This is a genomic window from Elusimicrobiota bacterium (genome assembly GCA_040757695.1).
Classification (GTDB): domain Bacteria; phylum Elusimicrobiota; class UBA8919; order UBA8919; family UBA8919; genus JBFLWK01.
Window position 1 is genome coordinate 104,691 of record JBFLWK010000001.1, and the last position, 18,892, is coordinate 123,582.

Annotated in this window: 18 protein-coding genes; all 18 read right to left on the reverse strand. The window is 34.6% G+C overall.

What is annotated here, in order from left to right; genetic code table 11:
- Positions 1 to 94: 94 nt before the first annotated feature.
- The 18 genes from AB1349_00225 to AB1349_00310 all read right to left on the reverse strand — a co-directional run bounded on the left by AB1349_00225 (position 95) and on the right by AB1349_00310 (position 18,887).
- A complete protein-coding gene (locus AB1349_00225; GenBank protein MEW6555761.1) occupies positions 95 to 1,309 on the reverse strand; it encodes an argininosuccinate synthase in 1,215 nt (404 codons plus the stop codon).
- Positions 1,310 to 1,343: 34 nt separating this feature from the next.
- Positions 1,344 to 1,613: a type II toxin-antitoxin system RelE/ParE family toxin gene (locus AB1349_00230; GenBank protein ID MEW6555762.1), complete on the reverse strand. Its 270-nt coding sequence runs from the start codon at positions 1,611 to 1,613 to the stop codon at positions 1,344 to 1,346.
- Complete coding sequence (locus AB1349_00235) at positions 1,594 to 1,824, reverse strand: hypothetical protein (protein MEW6555763.1); 231 nt, start codon at positions 1,822 to 1,824, stop codon at positions 1,594 to 1,596. The genes AB1349_00230 and AB1349_00235 overlap by 20 nt, the downstream gene beginning before the upstream one ends.
- Positions 1,825 to 2,189: 365 nt before the next feature.
- Entirely contained in the window at positions 2,190 to 3,419 is a 1,230-nt protein-coding gene (locus AB1349_00240) for a PHP domain-containing protein (GenBank protein ID MEW6555764.1), read from the reverse strand.
- Positions 3,419 to 5,560, reverse strand: a complete 2,142-nt coding sequence (locus AB1349_00245; GenBank protein MEW6555765.1) for a tetratricopeptide repeat protein — start codon at positions 5,558 to 5,560, stop codon at positions 3,419 to 3,421. The genes AB1349_00240 and AB1349_00245 overlap by 1 nt, the downstream gene beginning before the upstream one ends.
- Positions 5,557 to 6,024 carry a ribosomal protein S18-alanine N-acetyltransferase gene (gene rimI / locus AB1349_00250; protein ID MEW6555766.1) on the reverse strand — a complete coding sequence of 156 codons (468 nt, stop codon included), beginning with the start codon at positions 6,022 to 6,024 and terminating at the stop codon, positions 5,557 to 5,559. The genes AB1349_00245 and rimI overlap by 4 nt, the downstream gene beginning before the upstream one ends.
- The gene (tsaB, locus tag AB1349_00255; GenBank protein MEW6555767.1) at positions 5,999 to 6,664 is read right to left on the reverse strand and encodes a tRNA (adenosine(37)-N6)-threonylcarbamoyltransferase complex dimerization subunit type 1 TsaB; all 666 of its coding nucleotides are present in this window, start codon (positions 6,662 to 6,664) and stop codon (positions 5,999 to 6,001) included. The genes rimI and tsaB overlap by 26 nt, the downstream gene beginning before the upstream one ends.
- Complete coding sequence (locus AB1349_00260) at positions 6,661 to 8,604, reverse strand: YfhO family protein (protein MEW6555768.1); 1,944 nt, start codon at positions 8,602 to 8,604, stop codon at positions 6,661 to 6,663. The genes tsaB and AB1349_00260 overlap by 4 nt, the downstream gene beginning before the upstream one ends.
- A complete protein-coding gene (tsaE, locus tag AB1349_00265; GenBank protein ID MEW6555769.1) occupies positions 8,586 to 9,008 on the reverse strand; it encodes a tRNA (adenosine(37)-N6)-threonylcarbamoyltransferase complex ATPase subunit type 1 TsaE in 423 nt (140 codons plus the stop codon). Before tsaE ends, AB1349_00260 begins: the two co-directional genes overlap by 19 nt.
- A complete protein-coding gene (locus AB1349_00270; GenBank protein ID MEW6555770.1) occupies positions 9,005 to 10,438 on the reverse strand; it encodes a hypothetical protein in 1,434 nt (477 codons plus the stop codon). Before AB1349_00270 ends, tsaE begins: the two co-directional genes overlap by 4 nt.
- Positions 10,425 to 10,844, reverse strand: a complete 420-nt coding sequence (locus AB1349_00275; protein MEW6555771.1) for a hypothetical protein — start codon at positions 10,842 to 10,844, stop codon at positions 10,425 to 10,427. The genes AB1349_00270 and AB1349_00275 overlap by 14 nt, the downstream gene beginning before the upstream one ends.
- Positions 10,841 to 12,430 (reverse strand): glycosyltransferase family 39 protein, encoded by a 1,590-nt coding sequence (locus AB1349_00280; protein MEW6555772.1) that lies wholly within the window; start codon positions 12,428 to 12,430, stop codon positions 10,841 to 10,843. Before AB1349_00280 ends, AB1349_00275 begins: the two co-directional genes overlap by 4 nt.
- Complete coding sequence (gene thiL, locus AB1349_00285) at positions 12,414 to 13,388, reverse strand: thiamine-phosphate kinase (protein MEW6555773.1); 975 nt, start codon at positions 13,386 to 13,388, stop codon at positions 12,414 to 12,416. The genes AB1349_00280 and thiL overlap by 17 nt, the downstream gene beginning before the upstream one ends.
- Positions 13,389 to 13,610, reverse strand: coding sequence for a hypothetical protein (locus tag AB1349_00290; protein MEW6555774.1), 222 nt, complete (start codon positions 13,608 to 13,610; stop codon positions 13,389 to 13,391). It abuts the gene before it with no gap.
- A gap of 96 nt (positions 13,611 to 13,706) precedes the next feature.
- Entirely contained in the window at positions 13,707 to 14,522 is an 816-nt protein-coding gene (locus tag AB1349_00295) for a hypothetical protein (protein ID MEW6555775.1), read from the reverse strand.
- On the reverse strand, positions 14,522 to 15,628 hold the full coding sequence (locus AB1349_00300) for an OmpA family protein (protein ID MEW6555776.1): 1,107 nt from the start codon (positions 15,626 to 15,628) through the stop codon (positions 14,522 to 14,524). Before AB1349_00300 ends, AB1349_00295 begins: the two co-directional genes overlap by 1 nt.
- Before the next feature lie 70 nt (positions 15,629 to 15,698).
- On the reverse strand, positions 15,699 to 16,664 hold the full coding sequence (locus AB1349_00305; protein MEW6555777.1) for an acetyl-CoA decarbonylase/synthase complex subunit delta: 966 nt from the start codon (positions 16,662 to 16,664) through the stop codon (positions 15,699 to 15,701).
- Positions 16,665 to 16,958: 294 nt separating this feature from the next.
- Positions 16,959 to 18,887: an ASKHA domain-containing protein gene (locus tag AB1349_00310; protein ID MEW6555778.1), complete on the reverse strand. Its 1,929-nt coding sequence runs from the start codon at positions 18,885 to 18,887 to the stop codon at positions 16,959 to 16,961.
- Positions 18,888 to 18,892: the final 5 nt, after the last annotated feature.

An 18,892-nucleotide genomic window follows, 5' to 3' on the forward strand; every position in this document is an offset into this window, starting at 1 on the left:
TTCCAAGTTGACCCGAACAAGTTCGCAACTCCAGTAGCCTACCCCTTAAGGGGTAGGCTACATTGGAATCCTCAACTTGTTGAGGACAGCTTTTTTATTTTCCATTTCTCAAAATCGCTTCAACTTTCTGCGATAGTCCGAACAGATTTATAAAGCCCTCCGCATCTTTCTGGTTGTAGATATTTTTTTCTCCCCCCCCTTCAAATGTAGACAGTTTTTCCCAGTAAAGTGATTTTGGCGAACTTCTTCCTAAAACAATGCAATTACCTTTGTAAAGTTTCAATTTTACAGAGCCACAAACATTTTTTTGTGTTTCGTTTATAAATCCGTCTATTGATTCCTTTAACCGCGAATGCCACAAGCCATAATAAATCAGTTCTGAATATCTTTGTGCCAGAATCTCTTTGAAATGCGAGGTTTCTCTATCCAACACCAGCGATTCAATTTCTTTATGCACAGTATACAAAATAACCGCCGCAGGACATTCATAAACACCTCGGGACTTCATACCAACCAGCCGGTTTTCAACGAGATCACATCTGCCAATACCATTTTTGCCACCGAGTTCATTTAACTTTTTGATTATTTTAACAGAGTCGTATTTTTGGTTGTTGATCTTTACCGGGACACCTTTTTCAAAATAGATATCTATGATTGTCGGTTTATTGGGTGCCCGTTCGGGTGAAACGGTCATTTGGAACATCCCCCCCTTTTTATCATCGGGTGCGTTTGCTGGATTTTCCAAAATACCACCTTCATATGAAATATGCCATAGATTCGCATCGGATGAATACGGCTTCTCTGCAGTAACTGATACTGGTATCTTATGTTTTTTAGCGTATTGTAATTCATCCTGTCTTGATTTTAATTCCCACTCCCGCCATGGGGCAATAATTTTTATAGACGGCAGCAACGCTTTGAATGTAAGTTCAAACCTTACCTGGTCGTTACCTTTACCTGTTGCACCGTGTGAAACTGCATCCGCCTTTTCTTTTTTTGCAATTTCTATAACCTTTTCAGCAATTAACGGTCTGGCAAGTGCTGTTGCTAAATAATACTTTCCTTCGTAAATCGCATTTGCTTTTAATGCCTGGAATATATACTTTTCTACAAATTCTTTTTTTGCGTCTATAATATATGCTTTTACAGCACCTGTTTGCAGCGCTTTTTTGTAAATTTTTGATAAATCCTCGTCGGGCTGACCTACATCAACAATACAGGCAACCACATCAGCATGATAATTTTCGTTCAGCCATTTTATCATCACCGAAGTATCTAACCCACCTGAATATGCAAGAACAATTTTCATAAAATCTCCATAAAAATAGTATTTTTTTAAAAATTTACCTATACACTTCTTTGCGATGCTTAATTCTGTAAACAAATATACTCTTGGCAGTATCATCAATTCTGTAACAGCATCTGTAATTGCCGAACCGTATCCGATAAGCATCTTGCTGAGATAAAAGTTTATTGCAACCCCGTGGTCTAGAATCAGATTTTAATACAAGTAAACCTGCTTTTATTTTGGCGAGCGTTTTTTTATCTTTTATGTCGTCTAAATCCCGTTGTGCTGAAGGCAGAAGTAATACTTTATACTCCTCTTTTTGCAAAATAATCCTCCAACGGTGTAGCAGCAGATTCTTCAAATCGCAATTTCATCATATCCGCTGAATCTTCCAATAACTCTTCTCGTTCAATTTTTTCTTTAATAGCATGGCTAATAAACACCCCTATTTTAATGCCTTTTTCTTTACAGTACTTTCTTATTTCAGTGATTGTATCCTGAGGTAATTTTGCAGCAAAGGATATAACTCTACTCATTTTTCCCCCTTGTTAGAGAAAAGTTTACTTTCTATTATTAGTATATAGAATATTTTACTTTTTGTCAATAGTTTTTTTGTTTTGTAAATTTTTTTATATTTAAGGTAAGGACATTAGGCAGGTTTTACCGTCTCGGAATTGGCTTTACCACTGAATACTCTGAAGTCACTGAACATACTTTTTTTCTCGCTATCTTCTGTGTCCTCTGGGGTTTCTTTCGTTTAGCCTGGAAGCCTCAGTTGAAAGTTTTCTACCGTCTAAATGCATCTAACTTTTTTGTTCGTGGTAGCCGATGCTTCAGTGCCACCGATACTGAAGCCCACAAGGGGCTGAAGTATCGGCTACAAAAGGCACTTCAGCGTCGGCTACCGATTACAATTGAGTAATTCAGGTTCAATAATTTTTTTTAGTACTTTCTGGGCTTTAAGGAGTGCTTCGGCGAGTGGTGAACGGATAACTGCCTGAACAGATGCACCAGCACGCTGACAGGATTTTTCGGTAAATTGAGTAACAATTTTGTTATGAATAATTTTTAGCGGTATTCTTTCCTTGATTCTCGGTAGATAAACAATCCTATCCGGATTCAGCTTGTTTTTTCGTGGAATACCTGTAATCCGCTGAGCATAATAACTGATATCCGGATGGTTTTTGCCGATAATTTTTTCAGCATACTCAACCGCTTGGGCATTTTCAATATACTCCAACTCTGATAGATACGCTGCATCACCGCATTTTATCTCATCGTTGGCTGATTCAATATTTTTGTAATGGACCGGTTCTATATCTGACAATTGAAACTCGCATTTATCAACAATCTCCTGGCTATTATCTAAAAATTGTTGTGGCATCCCGGCATCCAGCATTTCTTTTTCTGATTTCAACCAGTAATGATGCGAATCAATTTTGAACGATGAAATTTTATCAAATCTGGTTTTTATAACTAAATCGTGTGAAAGCCAATCATCAATCTCTAAATAATGCACATCATTTGTAGCAACGGGCTTGACATCGTATTTTTTAGCAAGTTCTAAAAGCGCTTTGTTTGATATTTCCTCGTCGGTAATCCCGTGTTTCCCAATCTCAACATAAAAATTTGTTTGAAATATATTTTTGTATCTTAAAAAAATTTTTTCGGCTTCCGGAAAACCACTCTTTATGTAGACCTGTGATATCTGGTTAAAAAAACAACTTGTTGTCGCAATCAAGCCATCAGAATATTTTTCCAGCAGTTGCCAGTCAACAAGCCCGCGTTTCTCATAATAGTTATTCTCAAGCCAGCTATCTGAAACAAGTGATACAAGATTCTTATAACCGATAGGATTTTTAGCGAGTAATAGCAGGTGGTATCTGCTTTTATCCTTTTTGTAAATTGATTTTTTAGCATCATCAACAAAATATACTTCAACTCCAAAAATCGGTTTTATGCCATATTTTTTACAAATATCCGAAAACTCATACATAAACGGCATCTCGCCATGCTCGGTTATTGCAATTGCGTTCTGTCCAAGTGTTTTTGCTTTTTTTATACCTTCTTCAAGTTGAAGTGCACTATCAGAAAACGAGCCAATAAAATGGTTATGCAGATGTGAAAACATTATTTCTCAGGCAGATTAAATAAATCAATTTTTAGGTTCTGGTTAAAATACAACTTTTTAAGCAACAAGTTAGTTTTTACATTAAGCGTGGGATTACTAAAATCAAGCCGATGCGGAAAAATTATTCTGCCGGCTGGTTTATAGTCGGCAAATTGTATCACAGAACCGTTGTCAAACTCCAGTTCGGTAATTGTATGCGATTTCTTGTCAATTTTTAAGTTGACAGTACTATTTTTAAAACTATAAAGATTTTTTTCTTCATTCACAAAATTCAGTTCATCAAAACATTCGGTATCAAAAATCTTGAAAATATCTCTAACCCAGCAAAAGTCGCTAGTTAAGTCATACATTGTTTGAGATGGTGTAATATACACGATTGTCCCCTGTCGTAATAGAATAAGCCCTTGCGGGACTGAAAACAGCCCTAAAATTTCTACTCTGAGTTGTTTAGGTTTCTTGAAGAAAAACGGGCCATTGATACTGTAGGATTTGTTTTTATAGTTAGTTGTGGCTTTTACAAAGCCGGCAATATCTTGCAGGTTTTTGAAACATTTTAACGCACGATTTTTTACCATTTCCGACGACCATTCCAGATTTTTTTTATATTTTCTTATTTTGTTTTCTATCAGTTTATTTCTTTCTAACTCTAATAACAATGCGGTTTCCCAGTTGTCAACCGCATTCTGAACATCGCCAACAGATAAGTAGCAATCGCCGAGATGGTCAAAAATTATAGGGTCATCCAATTTCTCAGATGCTTTTTTTAACAATTTTAATGCCTCGTCATATTCTGCCCGACGATAATACACCCAGCCAAGCGAATCAATATATGCGGGATTTTCAGGTTCTAACTCTAACGCTTGTTTAATAAACTGTTCTGCTTCTACAAGTTTTACATTCTTATCCGCCCAGGTATAGCCAAGATAATTATACGCCTGCGAAGTGGTTGTATCTATTTCTATAACCTTAAAAAACGATTGCTCTGCCAAAGCCCATTTTTTCAGTTTATCATAAACCACACCGAGTTCAAAATGATATTTAGCATTTTGTGGCTCCATTTTGAGTGCTTTGTTAAGATATTTTTCTGCTTTCTTGTAGTTATTCAGAACCTCGTAATTCATCGCCAGAAAAAAATATACATCCGGATTTTCAGAACCTAACCTGATTGCTTGTTCAAACGATTTTACTGCCTGTTTGGTATTTTCTAAAATTGTAAAAATATAGCCCTTCTGTATGTATGGTTCAGGCAATTTTTTGTTTAGATGAATTGAATGGTCAAAATATTTTAGTGCCTCATCATATTTTTTTTCATCAAGCGCAATCAAGCCAAGATAGTAATCAACCCAGTGATTTGTTGGAATAGTTTCTTTTATTTTTAACAGATATTTTTTAGCAGTTAATAAATCCTTATTAAGAATTGAAAGCCCGGCAATTTTTAGCATAGGTTCGGTATCTTCAGGAAAGATATTAAGTAATTTCTCGTATAATTCAATTGCTTTTTTGTAGTCCTTTTTTTCTTCGTAAATCCCAGCAAGCGCAACCAATGGAACAATAGAATTGGAGTCCATCTCATATGCTTTTTTAAGATACGATTCGGCTTCAACGGGCTTATTAAGTTTGTGATACAGAATTCCGATACTTACATAGATTTCTGGTGATTCCGGCTGTAACTGAAGATATTTTTCAAAATATGTAATTGCTTTTTCGTAATTTTTAATTTCAGCATATAGAACAGCCAGGTTATAAAGTGCTTTTTCATTTGCTGGTTCTGTTGACAAAATTTTTTCATATGCAGAGATAGCATCTTCAGGTTTTTTTTGATAAACCGATATTTCGGCAATAAGTTCAGTTGTTAATTTATCTTCAGGCTGCTGTCTGGCTATTTCAGAAATCAGTTCAGATGCGGAGTTTATATCGCCTGTTAGAAAATAGAGGCTCAGCAGTTGTTTTTTGAGATATATTGAAGCAGAATCATACACTGCAGATTTTTTATACTCGTCTATCGCTTTTTTAGAATCACCCATCAGTTCTGCGATATTGCCTAAAATATAATGATAGTATGCATCGGATTGGGCAGAATGAAGACAGGTAAAAGGTAAAAGGTAAAAGGTAAAAGGTAAAAGGTAAAAATACTTTTTCATATGATTTTTGCCATAATTACTGCATCGTCGGTATTTGAATAGTATTTTTTACGAATACATATTTTTTTAAACCCGAAGTTTTTATAGAGTGTTATCGCAGGTAGATTGGTATCCCGGACCTCAAGATATATCTTCCCATTTTTTTTTATATTAAATGATTTTACAAAATCTATTACATATTTCAACATCGTTTTCCCAAAACCCTGGCGCCTATAATTTTTTGAGACGGTAAAATTTGTAAGATGTATTTCATCATCTATACACCAGAACACAACATAGCCGACAATTTTGGAAAAAAGTGTCACTACAAAAAAATATGAGAATTCAAGTTGCAGTTCTTTGTAAAACATTTTTGGTGTCCACGGGTCAGGATATGCTTCGTTTTCAATTTTTACTATTTCAGGTATATCGCCGGGAGCAGCAAATCTGATATTTAAACTATCTGTTAATTTTTTTTTGTTCATCAACATATGCATGTCTGATATACAATGGCAAAACGGTTTCATAGCCACCTGTTATATTTTCCTTCTTCTTGAATTTTTTATATGCTAAAAAGCCAACTGTAGAAGCCAATTGTTGGACACAAATAAAATTCGTTTCCATAAAATTTGTTTCTGTTGCGATTTTTTTTAGTATCTCAGGTTCTCCTGCGAGCACTGATTTTTTGCCAGCAAGTTTTTCCAAATTGCTTATTTTTACTATTTTGTATTCCGTTTCTCGCTTTAAGCCAGTATATTGGGCTGTATAGACCTCTTCACGAAACGCGTCAACTATCGGGAAAATGCGGCTTGTAAAATTTATTCCTTGTATTGCTGAATATACTAAACAATCCAAACTGGATATTCCAACAACTGGGATTTTTAAGAACTGCCCGAAAACACGAGCTAACGAAATACCTATTCTTATACCTGTAAAAGAACCAGGACCTGTATCAACTGCAACAGCATCAAACCGGTGTTTTTTTGTTATACCATTAATAATCTCAAAAATTTTAGATGACGATTTTTTTGGCAAAAAGATATTTTGCTCTGTAATTATCTCGGTATCACAAACCAGCGCAGCACCACAGGTATTACCCGATGTTTCAATTGCAAGTATTTTCACTCAGCTCTTTCTCCATTGTTTTTCACGCATCCTTCTCGTTTTATTTCAGGAAGGGGGCGGGGTTTATAAATTTTTCTGCTGAAAAATAAAATTGAAAATATGGAAACCAAAATTCCGATTGTAAAAGATACTGGCATAAAAATAAAAACTATTTTTTTGGAGTTGGGGTTGACACTTACAGCACGGGTTAAAACATCTGTTTCTTTTATTCGTGCTGGTAAACCATCAACAAAAACTCGCCAGCCTGGATAGTTATAATCCGAAAGAATAATTGTGCCATCTTTATTTATATCTTTTTCTATTTCTATTTTACTATCTTGATATTGTAAAAACTGTAAAGGCAATTTTTTTTGTGTTTTTTTATCTACAAAAATAGCGTGTGAAATATAATCGTTATTGCAATAAATTTTCAATTCCGGTAGAAACAACGGTAAATAAATTTTTTCAACCAATACCAATCTTCTATCATTCAATACAGATGATGAGAAAATATATTTTACCGTTGATTTAGCAAGTTTTAAATACTCTGACTCGTTAACTGGTGCAAGTGGTGAATAAATATTTATAGAACTGATATTAAAAATTGTATTTATATTTGCTGGTAAATAGTTCAGATAACTTTTTTGCGATATATAATTGGTTTCCGGTTGTGTAGATAGAATATAGTTTCTAATCCACGCTTTCTTGCTATCATCTATCACTAAAACTTTTGGATTTTCTTTATCGTTTCTTAAGAACTTGACTGAAGCAGGTGGTAAAAAATAGTTCAGATTCAATACCTTATTAAAATCAAAACCAAAGTTTATCAGTTCTAAAAGAATGATTGAAAAAACTATTATTTTAAATCTTTTTAGTGTCTGAAATCCGGATGCTGAAACTATAGCAAGCGAAAATGCGACAAAAACCAGAAAACGCTGTGGTAAACGAAAAAAATTGAAGCAGGGTATATACGAAACCAATTTGGAAATTAACGGGAATACAAGTAAAAAGAGAATTATACCGATAACAATTCCATAAAAAAATTTGACAAATTTTTCTTTTTTATTTTTTATAAATCCGATAATCACCAGCAAAAGTGTCATAATTCCGACAAACGCACAATTCTCATATAAAATGCTATGATAATATCTGTAAGTACCTCGTACAGGATTACCAAATATATAAGGATAAATAAATAACAAAAGGTCTTTTACATAATAGCCCCAAGAAAACATATCCGCAGATACAACACCTTTAGTCCGTATAGAGTGTGGAATAAGTTCAATCGTAGGCAAAACCTGGCAAAACGCAATCTCAATTGCAAAAACAGCCGATAATAGAAAATTAAGTATATCTTTAATTTTTCTTGTATTAAATAACAACCAGAAAAATAAAACTATTCCGGTATAATACCCAATTTGTGGGAAACCTGATAACAATTGTAACGCAAAAATGGCAGACAAGAGTAGATACTTTTTTCTTATGATAAATAGAAACCCTAATGGAATCCATATACATGAATTTAATAAATTCATATGTTCAGCATGGCAGGCAAAAAAACCTGAAAGGCAGAAAATAACTGCCGCTAAAACTGCGGATATTTTTTTAAGTTTTACTTCTTTTACAAAAAGGTACATAAAAAATCCTGCAAAAAAAATATGCAAAACATATACATAATTATACGCAATCCACTGCGGAAAAATCGCAAAAAGAATATTTAGTGGATAAAGAAAGCCACCCTGCCCTTCCGCATGAATAGGAAAACCTAAAAATATATTATTATTCCACAGTGGAAATTCACCTGTATACAGAGAATTACCAAAGAAAAAACGTGCAGGGAAATACATCTTTGTAATATCATTGACACCAGCTTGCTGGGCTGAAAATAGTCCGAACATTAAAATTGTTTTGAAATGCAAAACAAAAATTAAAAATAACAATACTATTGATACCGCTGCCATTTTATTTCTCTTGTGTTTTCATTCTTAATCTCAATCTTAATCTCAATTCTTTTTTTAGGCGGATTTTTTTTGCCTAATTTTTCTGCCCATTCAATTAAAGTAATTCCGTCACCATAAATATACTCGTCAAGCCCTAAATCATTTATTTCTTTTGCCGAATTTAAACGATACAAATCAATATGATAAACCTGAAATTTCCTTTTGTACTCATTTATAATTTTGAACGATGGGCTATTGACAACATTTTTTACTTTAAGCCCCTTACAAATCCCTTGAACAAGCACAGTTTTTCCAGCACCGAGCGGTCCAATAAGATATACAATATCTTTTTTTTTAAGTGTTCGGGCTAACTTAATGCCGAATTTTACAGTAGATTCAACTTTATTTGAGATAAAATTTCTCATTGTCTTACAAAAATATACAGATTATCATGCCACTGTCCGAAATCTTCAAATTTCTTTGTAAAAACAAAACCTTTTTTTTCCATTTTTTCAAGTATATCTTTTTTTTGCAAACCGAATCTGTGCATATCAAAATCTTCAATCGCAATCAATTTTATTTTCGGGTCTGAAATATAGTCCGCAAAAATTTCGTTATTTACTCTTTTATACCGTTTGCATTTATCGGTTGACCAGCCGACCTTGTGCGAGAAACAATCTTCGGTAAATTCATCCGGAATAAAACGACGCGATTGAACCGCTAATAAAGTGGAAAATGTTAAAATCGTTTCGGATTTTTTTGTGTTGTCTGCGATATAGCCAGCAACTTCATCAATTTTTTTTATCGGATTTTCTTTCTGCAAAAGATGATGTTCATTTACCAAAACAACCTGCTCCGCAAAATTCAGTAGCAAGACTACTATTAGTCCAACCGCTATGTATTTTTTTCTTCCGAATACATTTGCAAAAACATAGCCGAGAACAATAAATAGAAACGGTATATTTAGAACATTGTAATAACTTCCTCTATTACTAATCGGAAAAAGATGCGTAATAAATAATACACTAAAACTCAGCAAAATGAAAACAATTTTGCTCAAATGCTTATTTTTTCGTTTAAGAAAATATATACAACTTATAAGAAAACTAATCGCTAAAACTGTATAATCTTTTAAGTTTGCAAGAAATGTATCCAGTATTGTAATTATCCTTTGCTTCATACTTATAGAACCAAGATGCCCGCCAAGTATATTATATAAAAATACATCCGATGATTTAAGAATAAAAGGTAAAAAAATAATGGAATAAAATATAACCGTAATTGTGAATAACAGCCAAACTATTTTTTTCTTATTTTCACTTTCTATTATCAAATAAGCGGCTAAAATCGGAATTATTACTAAAACACTCAAACGGATTGCGGAAACGAACAATATTACCAAATACGACAATATGGTTTTATTTTTACATACTGCAAAAAACACCGCCGAATAAAGTAAAAATGCCGTAACTGCATATGTTGAAACTACGATATAATGTATGAGAATATAAATAGAAGTTATACAAAATAAAAAATAGATGGATTCAGCGGTTTTGCCGCCGAGTTTTTTGGCAATCAAACCACCGAATATAAGTCCTGATAAACCAAACAAAGTTGTAACGATTCTATTGATGTAAATATCCTGCCCGAATACAATATTGAGTAATCCGTAAAAAACCGGAAATAACGGGCCCTGAACATGCGCAAAATCAAGATATGGAATTTTACCTTCAGAAACCAGTTTGCCCGCATAAAGATAAACACCTTCATCAATTATAACTGCTCTATGTGATATCAATACAACCATCAGGATTGCTAAAACAAGTATTAGAAAATTTATTTTACTTAAAGACATCTCTTGGCCTCGTTGGTTTTGAAAGATTATGAATCACCGTAATATCGCCAATTTCTGAAATTTTATAACTTCCGTGACATCTTTTCCTCTTGGCGTAAAATTCCGTCTTGCAAAAGCCGGGCAGAAGCCATAAAAAATTCCCCAAAACAATCCCATATACAGTCCCAAAAAGTTTGAATGACAATGCAATTAGAAATGCCTCTATAAAAGTACCACCACCGTAAGAAACATTGTAGGGCTTTATTGTTGTCTTGCCAGTTTCAACCAATTCTTTTGCTATCAAACCATATATCGCTTCCTCGCCAGAAGGATATTGATAGGTTGTAGAAAGCAAACTAAACCTTAATATCCCTACAGATAATAATATCGTAACAATAGCCAAATTTTTTATATTTTTTTTTGTCACCGTATCTCGTAAATTGTAAATTTTTCTACCGGTATTCTTGAGAATGAATACGGCAGTAGCCCATACATATTTAAGTGAAAACCTGCCTGTGCTAACGGACTCATCGTTTTGAATGGATTCTTCGTTAGTATATACTTTTGTTCAACAAGTTTTAATCTTTTAACAATCACAGGATGAATTTTCTGCGGAACTGGTAAAACAGGGCAGACAATCAAAGAACCACTCGCATAATTCTTACTGTCTGATTCTACCGCATAAAATCCATTTCTTTCCATATAATACTGAAACCCAAGATGTCCTGTAAAATAGACACTTTTGTCAGCGTATCCTTTTTTGATATATTCTGAAATGTTTCTATATGAATTGGCTAAAATATAATCTGATTGTGCAATCAAAAACGATAAAATAAGCCCGATAATAACCGTGGTAATCAAAAATATTTTATGTTTTAGGCATATGTCTGAAATTTTTACAAAAAGCAAAATTACAGGCGGCAAAAGTGGTAACAGATACCTGACTGCGATTATTGCTGAAACTGCTACAAAAAAAAATAGATACAAAAAAAACCAGCTCACCAGAAAAATTATTTCTTTTTGATAATCCCATTTTTTAAGCGAGCGAATAAAAACAAAAAACAAAAGAATTGCTGACGAGCTAAAAAGTCCAAAAAGAAAATTTTGTAGTTTAGTGTATCCAAGTAAATCAAAAAAAAAGGTTCCTGTTGCAAAAACTACTAAAAAAAGCCAGACAGCACTTTTTTTTAACTGGTAACCTAACCATAATATACTCAATGGAAAAACAAAAGCACCACCAATATAAGTAAGTAGTGGGATTTCTTTTACAAGCCCAAAAGAGATACCAATACTGACTGATTTTTTCAGAATCTGGAGTTCGTTATAAACAAATTTGTTATGTAATGACCATGCAACTAAAAAAAGAATCGGAATTATAAAAAAACCGATATTTTTTTTCAGGGTTTTATTCAGCAGAAACCAAACAAAAAGCAGTCCGAGATTTATTAATGCTACAAATTTTATTAAAATTGTAAACCCGAGCAGGAGCCAGCCTAAATATTTTTCACGAATACAAAAATAAATTCCCCATACTGAAAATGTAATCAGCGGTACATCCAGCATTATATCGGTTGCATTTACAAAAAACGCAGGACTTGCTATCAAAAGAAGCGCAGAAAAAAGTGGATCTGTTTTCAACTTTCTCGCCAAAAAATACATACCCACAACGGAAAGTATCGCAAAACAAAGAAATGCCAAATGCAGTGCTTTTTCATTTTCGCCGAAAATTTTTATAACACCTGCCAGAAAATACGATATAAGCGGAGGATTATTAGCAACATCCCATCCTGAATAATTTTTGTCAGCACAATTTATTGTGAAACTAAACGGTTTTGCTGGCTCCTTTAGAATCTGCCTGGCAGTGTAAATATAAAATATAGCATCAGAAGAAATTGCTTTATTATAAAATGGGAATAAAAGCAAAAATGTTAAAAAGCAGAGAAATCTGATTTCCGAACATTTGTTCGGTTTTGTATTTCCGAACATTTGTTCGGTTTTATTTGAAATGGTCATAGCCGTTATCCTGTAAACTAATTTTTTTATTATTAGAATCCAGATAGATAATTTTTCTGTTTTTTGTTATTTTGCCGACCTCATAAAATCTTTTGCAAAAATATGATTTTTTAGACGGTGAAACTGTAAAGAGAAGTTCGTATTCTTCACCACCAAATAAGACAAAGTGTGAAGTGTGGAGTGTGAAGTGTGAAGTAAAAGCATTCAAAGACGTGGAAACAGGAATTTTATCTAAATATATTTCACAGCCAACTTTTGATTCCTGACAGATAAACCGAACCGACTTATCAAATCCGTCGGAAGAATCAATCATTGCTGTAGCGAACCCGCTTTTGGCAATAAAAAGCCCTTCTTTTACTTTGGGGTAAGGTCGCAGGTGCTTTTTTTTGAGTTCTTCGTAACCTTTAAATTTCTTTTGCAACAAATACAGCCCTGCAGCAGAATCACCAAAAGTGCCGGTAGTAAAAATTATATCGCCCGGTTTCGCACCACTTCTTAAAATACCAGCGCCATAATTCTGTTTTCCTATAAGTGTGATTGAAATTATTATACAAGCAGGAGATTTTACTGTATCACCGCCAATAATATCAACATTGAACTCTGTGGCAAGTTTTTTGAGCCCTTTATAGAGTGCATCTATACCAGCAACTTTTACAGACGGCGGAAGTCCAACAGTCACAAGACAGTAAAGCGGCACTCCACCCATTGCGGCAATATCAGACAGGTTGACCGATAACGCTTTATATCCAATATCAAAAAAACTGTAATACTTCTGGGAAAAATGGATATTTTCTACAAGAGTATCCGTTGTAAAAAGCAGGTTTTCGTTTTTGCTCTTTATAACAGCACAATCATCACCTATACTTACTATTACATTATCATTATGAGTGCCGCTTGATAGTTTTTTTTTTCTGATTTTTTCAATCAGGCCGAACTCACCAAGTTGGGTTATTTTCAATTATTTCTTTTCCTCAGCCTTTTCTTTCATTTTATCCTTGACTGCTGAAATACCCGCTATAATAGCAAGCACTCCGCCAAGAACAAGTCCTGAAGAAACTGTTCCTTTCAGACAAACAAGGAAATCATCCCACATATAAACGGGAAGACCGAAAAGCGGCCCTCCAAACAAAAGTACGATACCGACTATTACGGCAACTAAACCACCGAGAACTGCTAACATTTTTGCTCACCTCCTTTGTAACGACAGAAATTAAGAAAATAGAAATTGAGAGATTAAAGGAAACTTCGTAGCCATTTTTCAGTATTTTCAGTGCTTTCAGTGATTCTCATTTTTAATTTCTAAATTTTTCAGATCTCCATAAATGTTTAAGTTGATATTTGCTTTTTTAAAAACTACTATTTTTGTCTTGTATAAACTGGCTAAAAAAATATTGTTGAACAACTCACCATTGCCTCTAGCATACAGGTTAAAACTCATTTCACTTAAATTAAATAATTTTTTAATAATCCCAGTAACAGCTAGATTTTTTTTGGTACTATTAAAAACTAATTCTTGTATCCGGAGTTGTTGTTTTGTAAAATTATATTCTGCTTTTAGCATAGCGGGAATATCATTGACATTAAACGAAAATTGTATTGGTAAAGAACGGTTAAATGAAACATTTTTGATAATCCCGTGTAAATTGGTGATGGTGTCAAGTTTTGCCCAATCAATTCTGCCGTTTTCAACCACCAGTTCGCCTATTAGTAGAGTATAACCCGGTGAAACAAATTTTTTGTTTAAATTAAAACCTTTTGTTATCTGAATTACAGGATTTATTATTTCTATTTTATTAAATGTTAACTGTTTTCTGACTAAAGGGAAAAAAATGGGTGAAATTATTACCTTTTTAATTACTATATCGGATTTGTCAGGAAAAATAATTTTTATATTGTTTAATATAAACCCACGAAAACTAGCCGATACTTCTTTAATTTCTGTTTTACCGCCGATGATTTCTGAAATCCATAATTGAGCATAATTTTTTAGTACTTTTGATGGCAGAAAAAATTTTACCAAAACTATAGAAGTACCTATTACAAAAAACAGTATTAAAAAGAACGCTAAAAAAAACTTCTTAATACCTGTCATTATTTTTTCAAGATTATTATTTCAACCCGCCTGTTCTGTTCGCGGCCATCGGCAGTTTTATTGTCTGCGATTGGTTTTTCTTCACCATAACCAATCACTTGAAGACGACTTTTATCAACATCATATTTTGTGATTAACATATTATAGACCGCCTGTGCCCTTTTTTCAGATAATTTTTTATTATATGCATTACTACCATAACTATCAGTATGTCCCTCAATCAAAACCTTGTTTTCCGGATAATCCTGCATAAGCTTTACAACCTCGTTCAGTGGAGTAAAAGCGGTTGGTTTTAATTCGGATTTACCAGAATCAAAAAGTACTGACGAGGCAAGATTCACAACCAGCCCTCTTTTCTCTTCTTTTACCGCAATCGTTTTTACTTCCTGCACTACCACTTTTTCAGGCACATTAACCACTACTTCAACTGGTTCGGCTTCCGCTTTATTCCCAGCAGCATCGTATATGGTCAACTTTATTTTGTAGACATCATTTGGAACGACATTTTTGTAATAATCGTCTTTACCATCCCATTTGAAATTTTTCGGTACATCTGTTGTTCCTTTCATAGAGATGACATCTATCCCTTTAGAATTGACAATTGACAACTGCCAGAGTGAAATTCCAGAAGGGTCGTCGGCAATAAAAGTACAATCACAAAAATCATCCACACTATCGTTATTGGGCGATATACCAAATGTTGATACGGAAATACCAGCAAAAGGTTCAATCGTATCAACATTTAGCCAGAGTTCATTAGACCGTGCAGGATATTTGCCATCAATAGTCATAACGCAGACATATTTACCGTCAGGCATAACCGCATTTTTGTCATCAGTTCCATCCCATTCCAATACAGTTGGAATTGTTTCTTCGCCTGAAAATGTTTTTACCGGAACACCTATATCGTTCTTTATTTCAAGTGCCCATTTCTTTATCTTGCCAACATCAACAGATGTAACAAATCTTGTTTTTTCATAAAGCCCGTCTTGATTAGGTGAAATAGTTTTGGGCAGTGAATCTAAATTAACCATACCAACTTTTTTGGCTAATAAAAAATTACACAAACCCACAACACAAACTACACAGATTAAAAACTGTTTCATACACCCTCCAAATTAATGGCAAATTTTAAATTCTAAATTCTAAATTTAATATAAGTTTGGTTACACTTCCTCATTGCGGACAGGAGTGCATTAATTTGTGAATATAATTTTTAATTTCTTTAACTGCAGCAGGGTGGTTCATAACGAGAATATCGCTGCCGGCTTGAATATACCCGCAGGCAGTTATGATTTCCCAGTTAATACCTCTTGTTTCAAGATTTCCCCACTCGGGCTTTTCGGTTTCGTCTGCTTTACATTCTTTAGTTTTCCATGTTTCCTGACCAATGAATGTAATTACTGGTTGTGCCATCATTTTGTCATTCACAAGTGCAGCAAGCCGTGTTCGTTCAATTATAGAATAGCAGTACTCAAACCCGTAACCAAGTCCACCCGTTGAAGGATGAATAACAATTCTGTCTGCTGAAAATCCTATATCGGTAATCAAAATATTTAACTGTTTTTCAAGATTTATATCAAGCGGTGTCTCTGCAATTAAAGAATGTCCACCTGCCTGCGCAGCGGCAACGAATGTTTTATGATTTTCTTTGGTTGCCATACCGAACAAGCAGTTTTCACCTTTTGCTGCCTGGCTTATATCCATAATAATCAACGAGTCTTTCTCATTATTCCCACAGCCGACGATTATTAAAGGAACCGAAGTAACAGCCAAAACATCTTTTACTGTTTTTGCTACTTCAGATGCATCCGCGTTTTTACCGTCTGGGTTTGCACTTTCTAATCGCAAACATATCAAATCAGCACCGAGTTGCTCGCATTTTTTAGCCCACTGTACTGGATTTTCCAAAACATCACCATACTCATTTTTAAGAATATCAGGCCAATCAGTTGGCTCAACATCCCAGACCTCCATAGCAACTGCAGGTAGATTAGGGATTTGTCCTTCAAAAAAAAGGAACGGCAGTGTATTGCTACCACCTATTTTGATTTTTTTAGTCCGTGTTCCACCTTCCTCTTTTATAGCGCCGATTGTCAGTTCATAAATTTTTCCTTGCCATTTTTCAAGAACCTGCTCCATTGTAACTCCTGATATAACAGTAAATTCTAAATCCTAAATTTCAATTAGACCATTTGGGCTAATTGAAAAATCAAAAATTACCGACGACCAATATTCAAATGTAAGCATTTGCTTACATTCTCAAACAGAACTCTGTTAAGATTTAAACTCCTAAAATCAAGTTTTTAATCACTATTTATTCGTAAATCGAAAATTCACGACTACAAATTTCAGCAAAATTTACTTGTTACCAGTACTAAACCTGCCTGCCGGCAAGACAGGGCGAGACAGGTAGAAAGTAGTTAAAACCATTTCCTACTTCCTCCTTCCCGCCATTCTTACTGACGGGAATAGTTCCATATTTGTATGTGGTAAAAACAGGGCTGCGGTATAATTATTCATAAATTCTGGGTCAGCACTTAAATCGATATAGGTCATTTTTTGTGCAATCTCTTGGGCTTTTTTCATTGCATTTTGTGATAGCAGGCACATTTTAGCACCCGTTATTGAACCATTCCCGATGAATATAAATCTTTCTTTTGGCAAATCCGGCAATAGCCCGAGTGTTATTGATTTCTCAATATCAAGCGCATTTCCAAGCCCACCTGCAATAATGACCCGTGCAAGTTGGTGGAAAGAAACCCCCATTTTTTTTAGCAACAGTTCACAGCCAGTAAAAATCGCACCTTTAGAATGAATCAGGTTTTTTATATCCGCCTGAGTTATTGAAATGTTTGGGGTGATAAAAAACTCAAATTCATCTTCGGTTTTTCTTAAATACTTTGATGAGAGAACCGCAGTTTCTATAAAATTGCCGGATTTGTCTATCACGCCATTTGTAAAAAGCTCAGCGACAACAGAAATTATCCCTGCGCCGCAGATACCGACTGGTTTTTCGTTACCGATTGTTTCAATTTTGAATTCTGGTTCTGACTGGCTTGGAGCTTGGATTTTGAATTTCTCTATCGCACCTGCTTGTGCTCGGATACCGTGTTTTATCCCGCCACCTTCAAAACAAGGTCCTGCAGATGTAGAGCAACATACCAAAAAATCTTTGTTACCGAGCACAACTTCGCCATTGGTACCTAAATCAACAAAAAGTGTAAGTTGTGAAAAATTAGCGAGACCGCTTGCCAAGACACCGGCGGTAATATCGCCACCAATATATGATGCTATATTCGGTAGAGTTGCCAGTAACCCTCTTGGATTTATTTTTATACCTACCTCAGCAGCACGGAGCACAGGAAAATTGTTTGCAACAGGTATATATGGTGACCGCCGGATATTTGACGGGTCAACTTTTAGAAGCAAGTGAATCATTGTAGTATTACCTGCGCAGACAATACAGTTTATATCGTTAAGTGGTATTTTATTTTCAATAATATGTGAAATAATAAGGTCGTTGATTACCTCAACAACTGTGTGGTGCAGTCGGTCAAGTCCTGAAAGTTGACCCGCTTGAATTATTCTTGTAATCACATCTTCACCAAACGAAATCTGGGGGTTATAGGTTGCTTTCGCAGAGATAATCTCTTGTGTGTTCAAATTAACAAGATACGAAACGATTGTAGTAGTTCCGATATCAACTGCAACACCAAAATTTTTTTTAGATGTATTGCCAGGTTCAACAAGCACGACTTCGGTTGTGCCATTCCGGTTACCGACTGTAACAGTGATTTGGAAATCGGATGGAGGCTGTGATCTTAAAAGTGCGGGCAATTTTTTTATATTAGCGAGTCCCATCTGCATTACAGGGTTAATGATATTAGATTTTTTTATCTCTCTAAATAACCGTTCAAGGTCAGCAGTTGAATCATCTAAAGATGGTTTCGGTAGTTTCAGAAACAGTTTGGTTGAAAGCGGGTTGTATTCAAACACTTTTTCTTCAAAAACAGCAGGTTCAATTCTAGCGGTTTCTGCAGGTGTATAAATTTGGGTTAAAATTTCTGGTTTTTCAACACGGGTTTCTTCCGGGATAAAAACTTCAATATCACCATCATCTTCTTTACAAACTGTTCTACAGGCAAGGACATAGCCGTCTTTTTTTTCTTTATCAGACAGGATTGCAGAATCACTTATTACCTGCCCTTTTGTAATTTTTATCTTGCATCTGCCACAAATACCCTCGCCACCGCAGGAGTTATAAATCTGGATACCTGCCATCATTGCAGCAGTAAGCAAATCAGTTTCAGCGGGAACTGTTATTTCTTTATTATACGGCAAAAACTTTATTGTACAGGACATGGTAT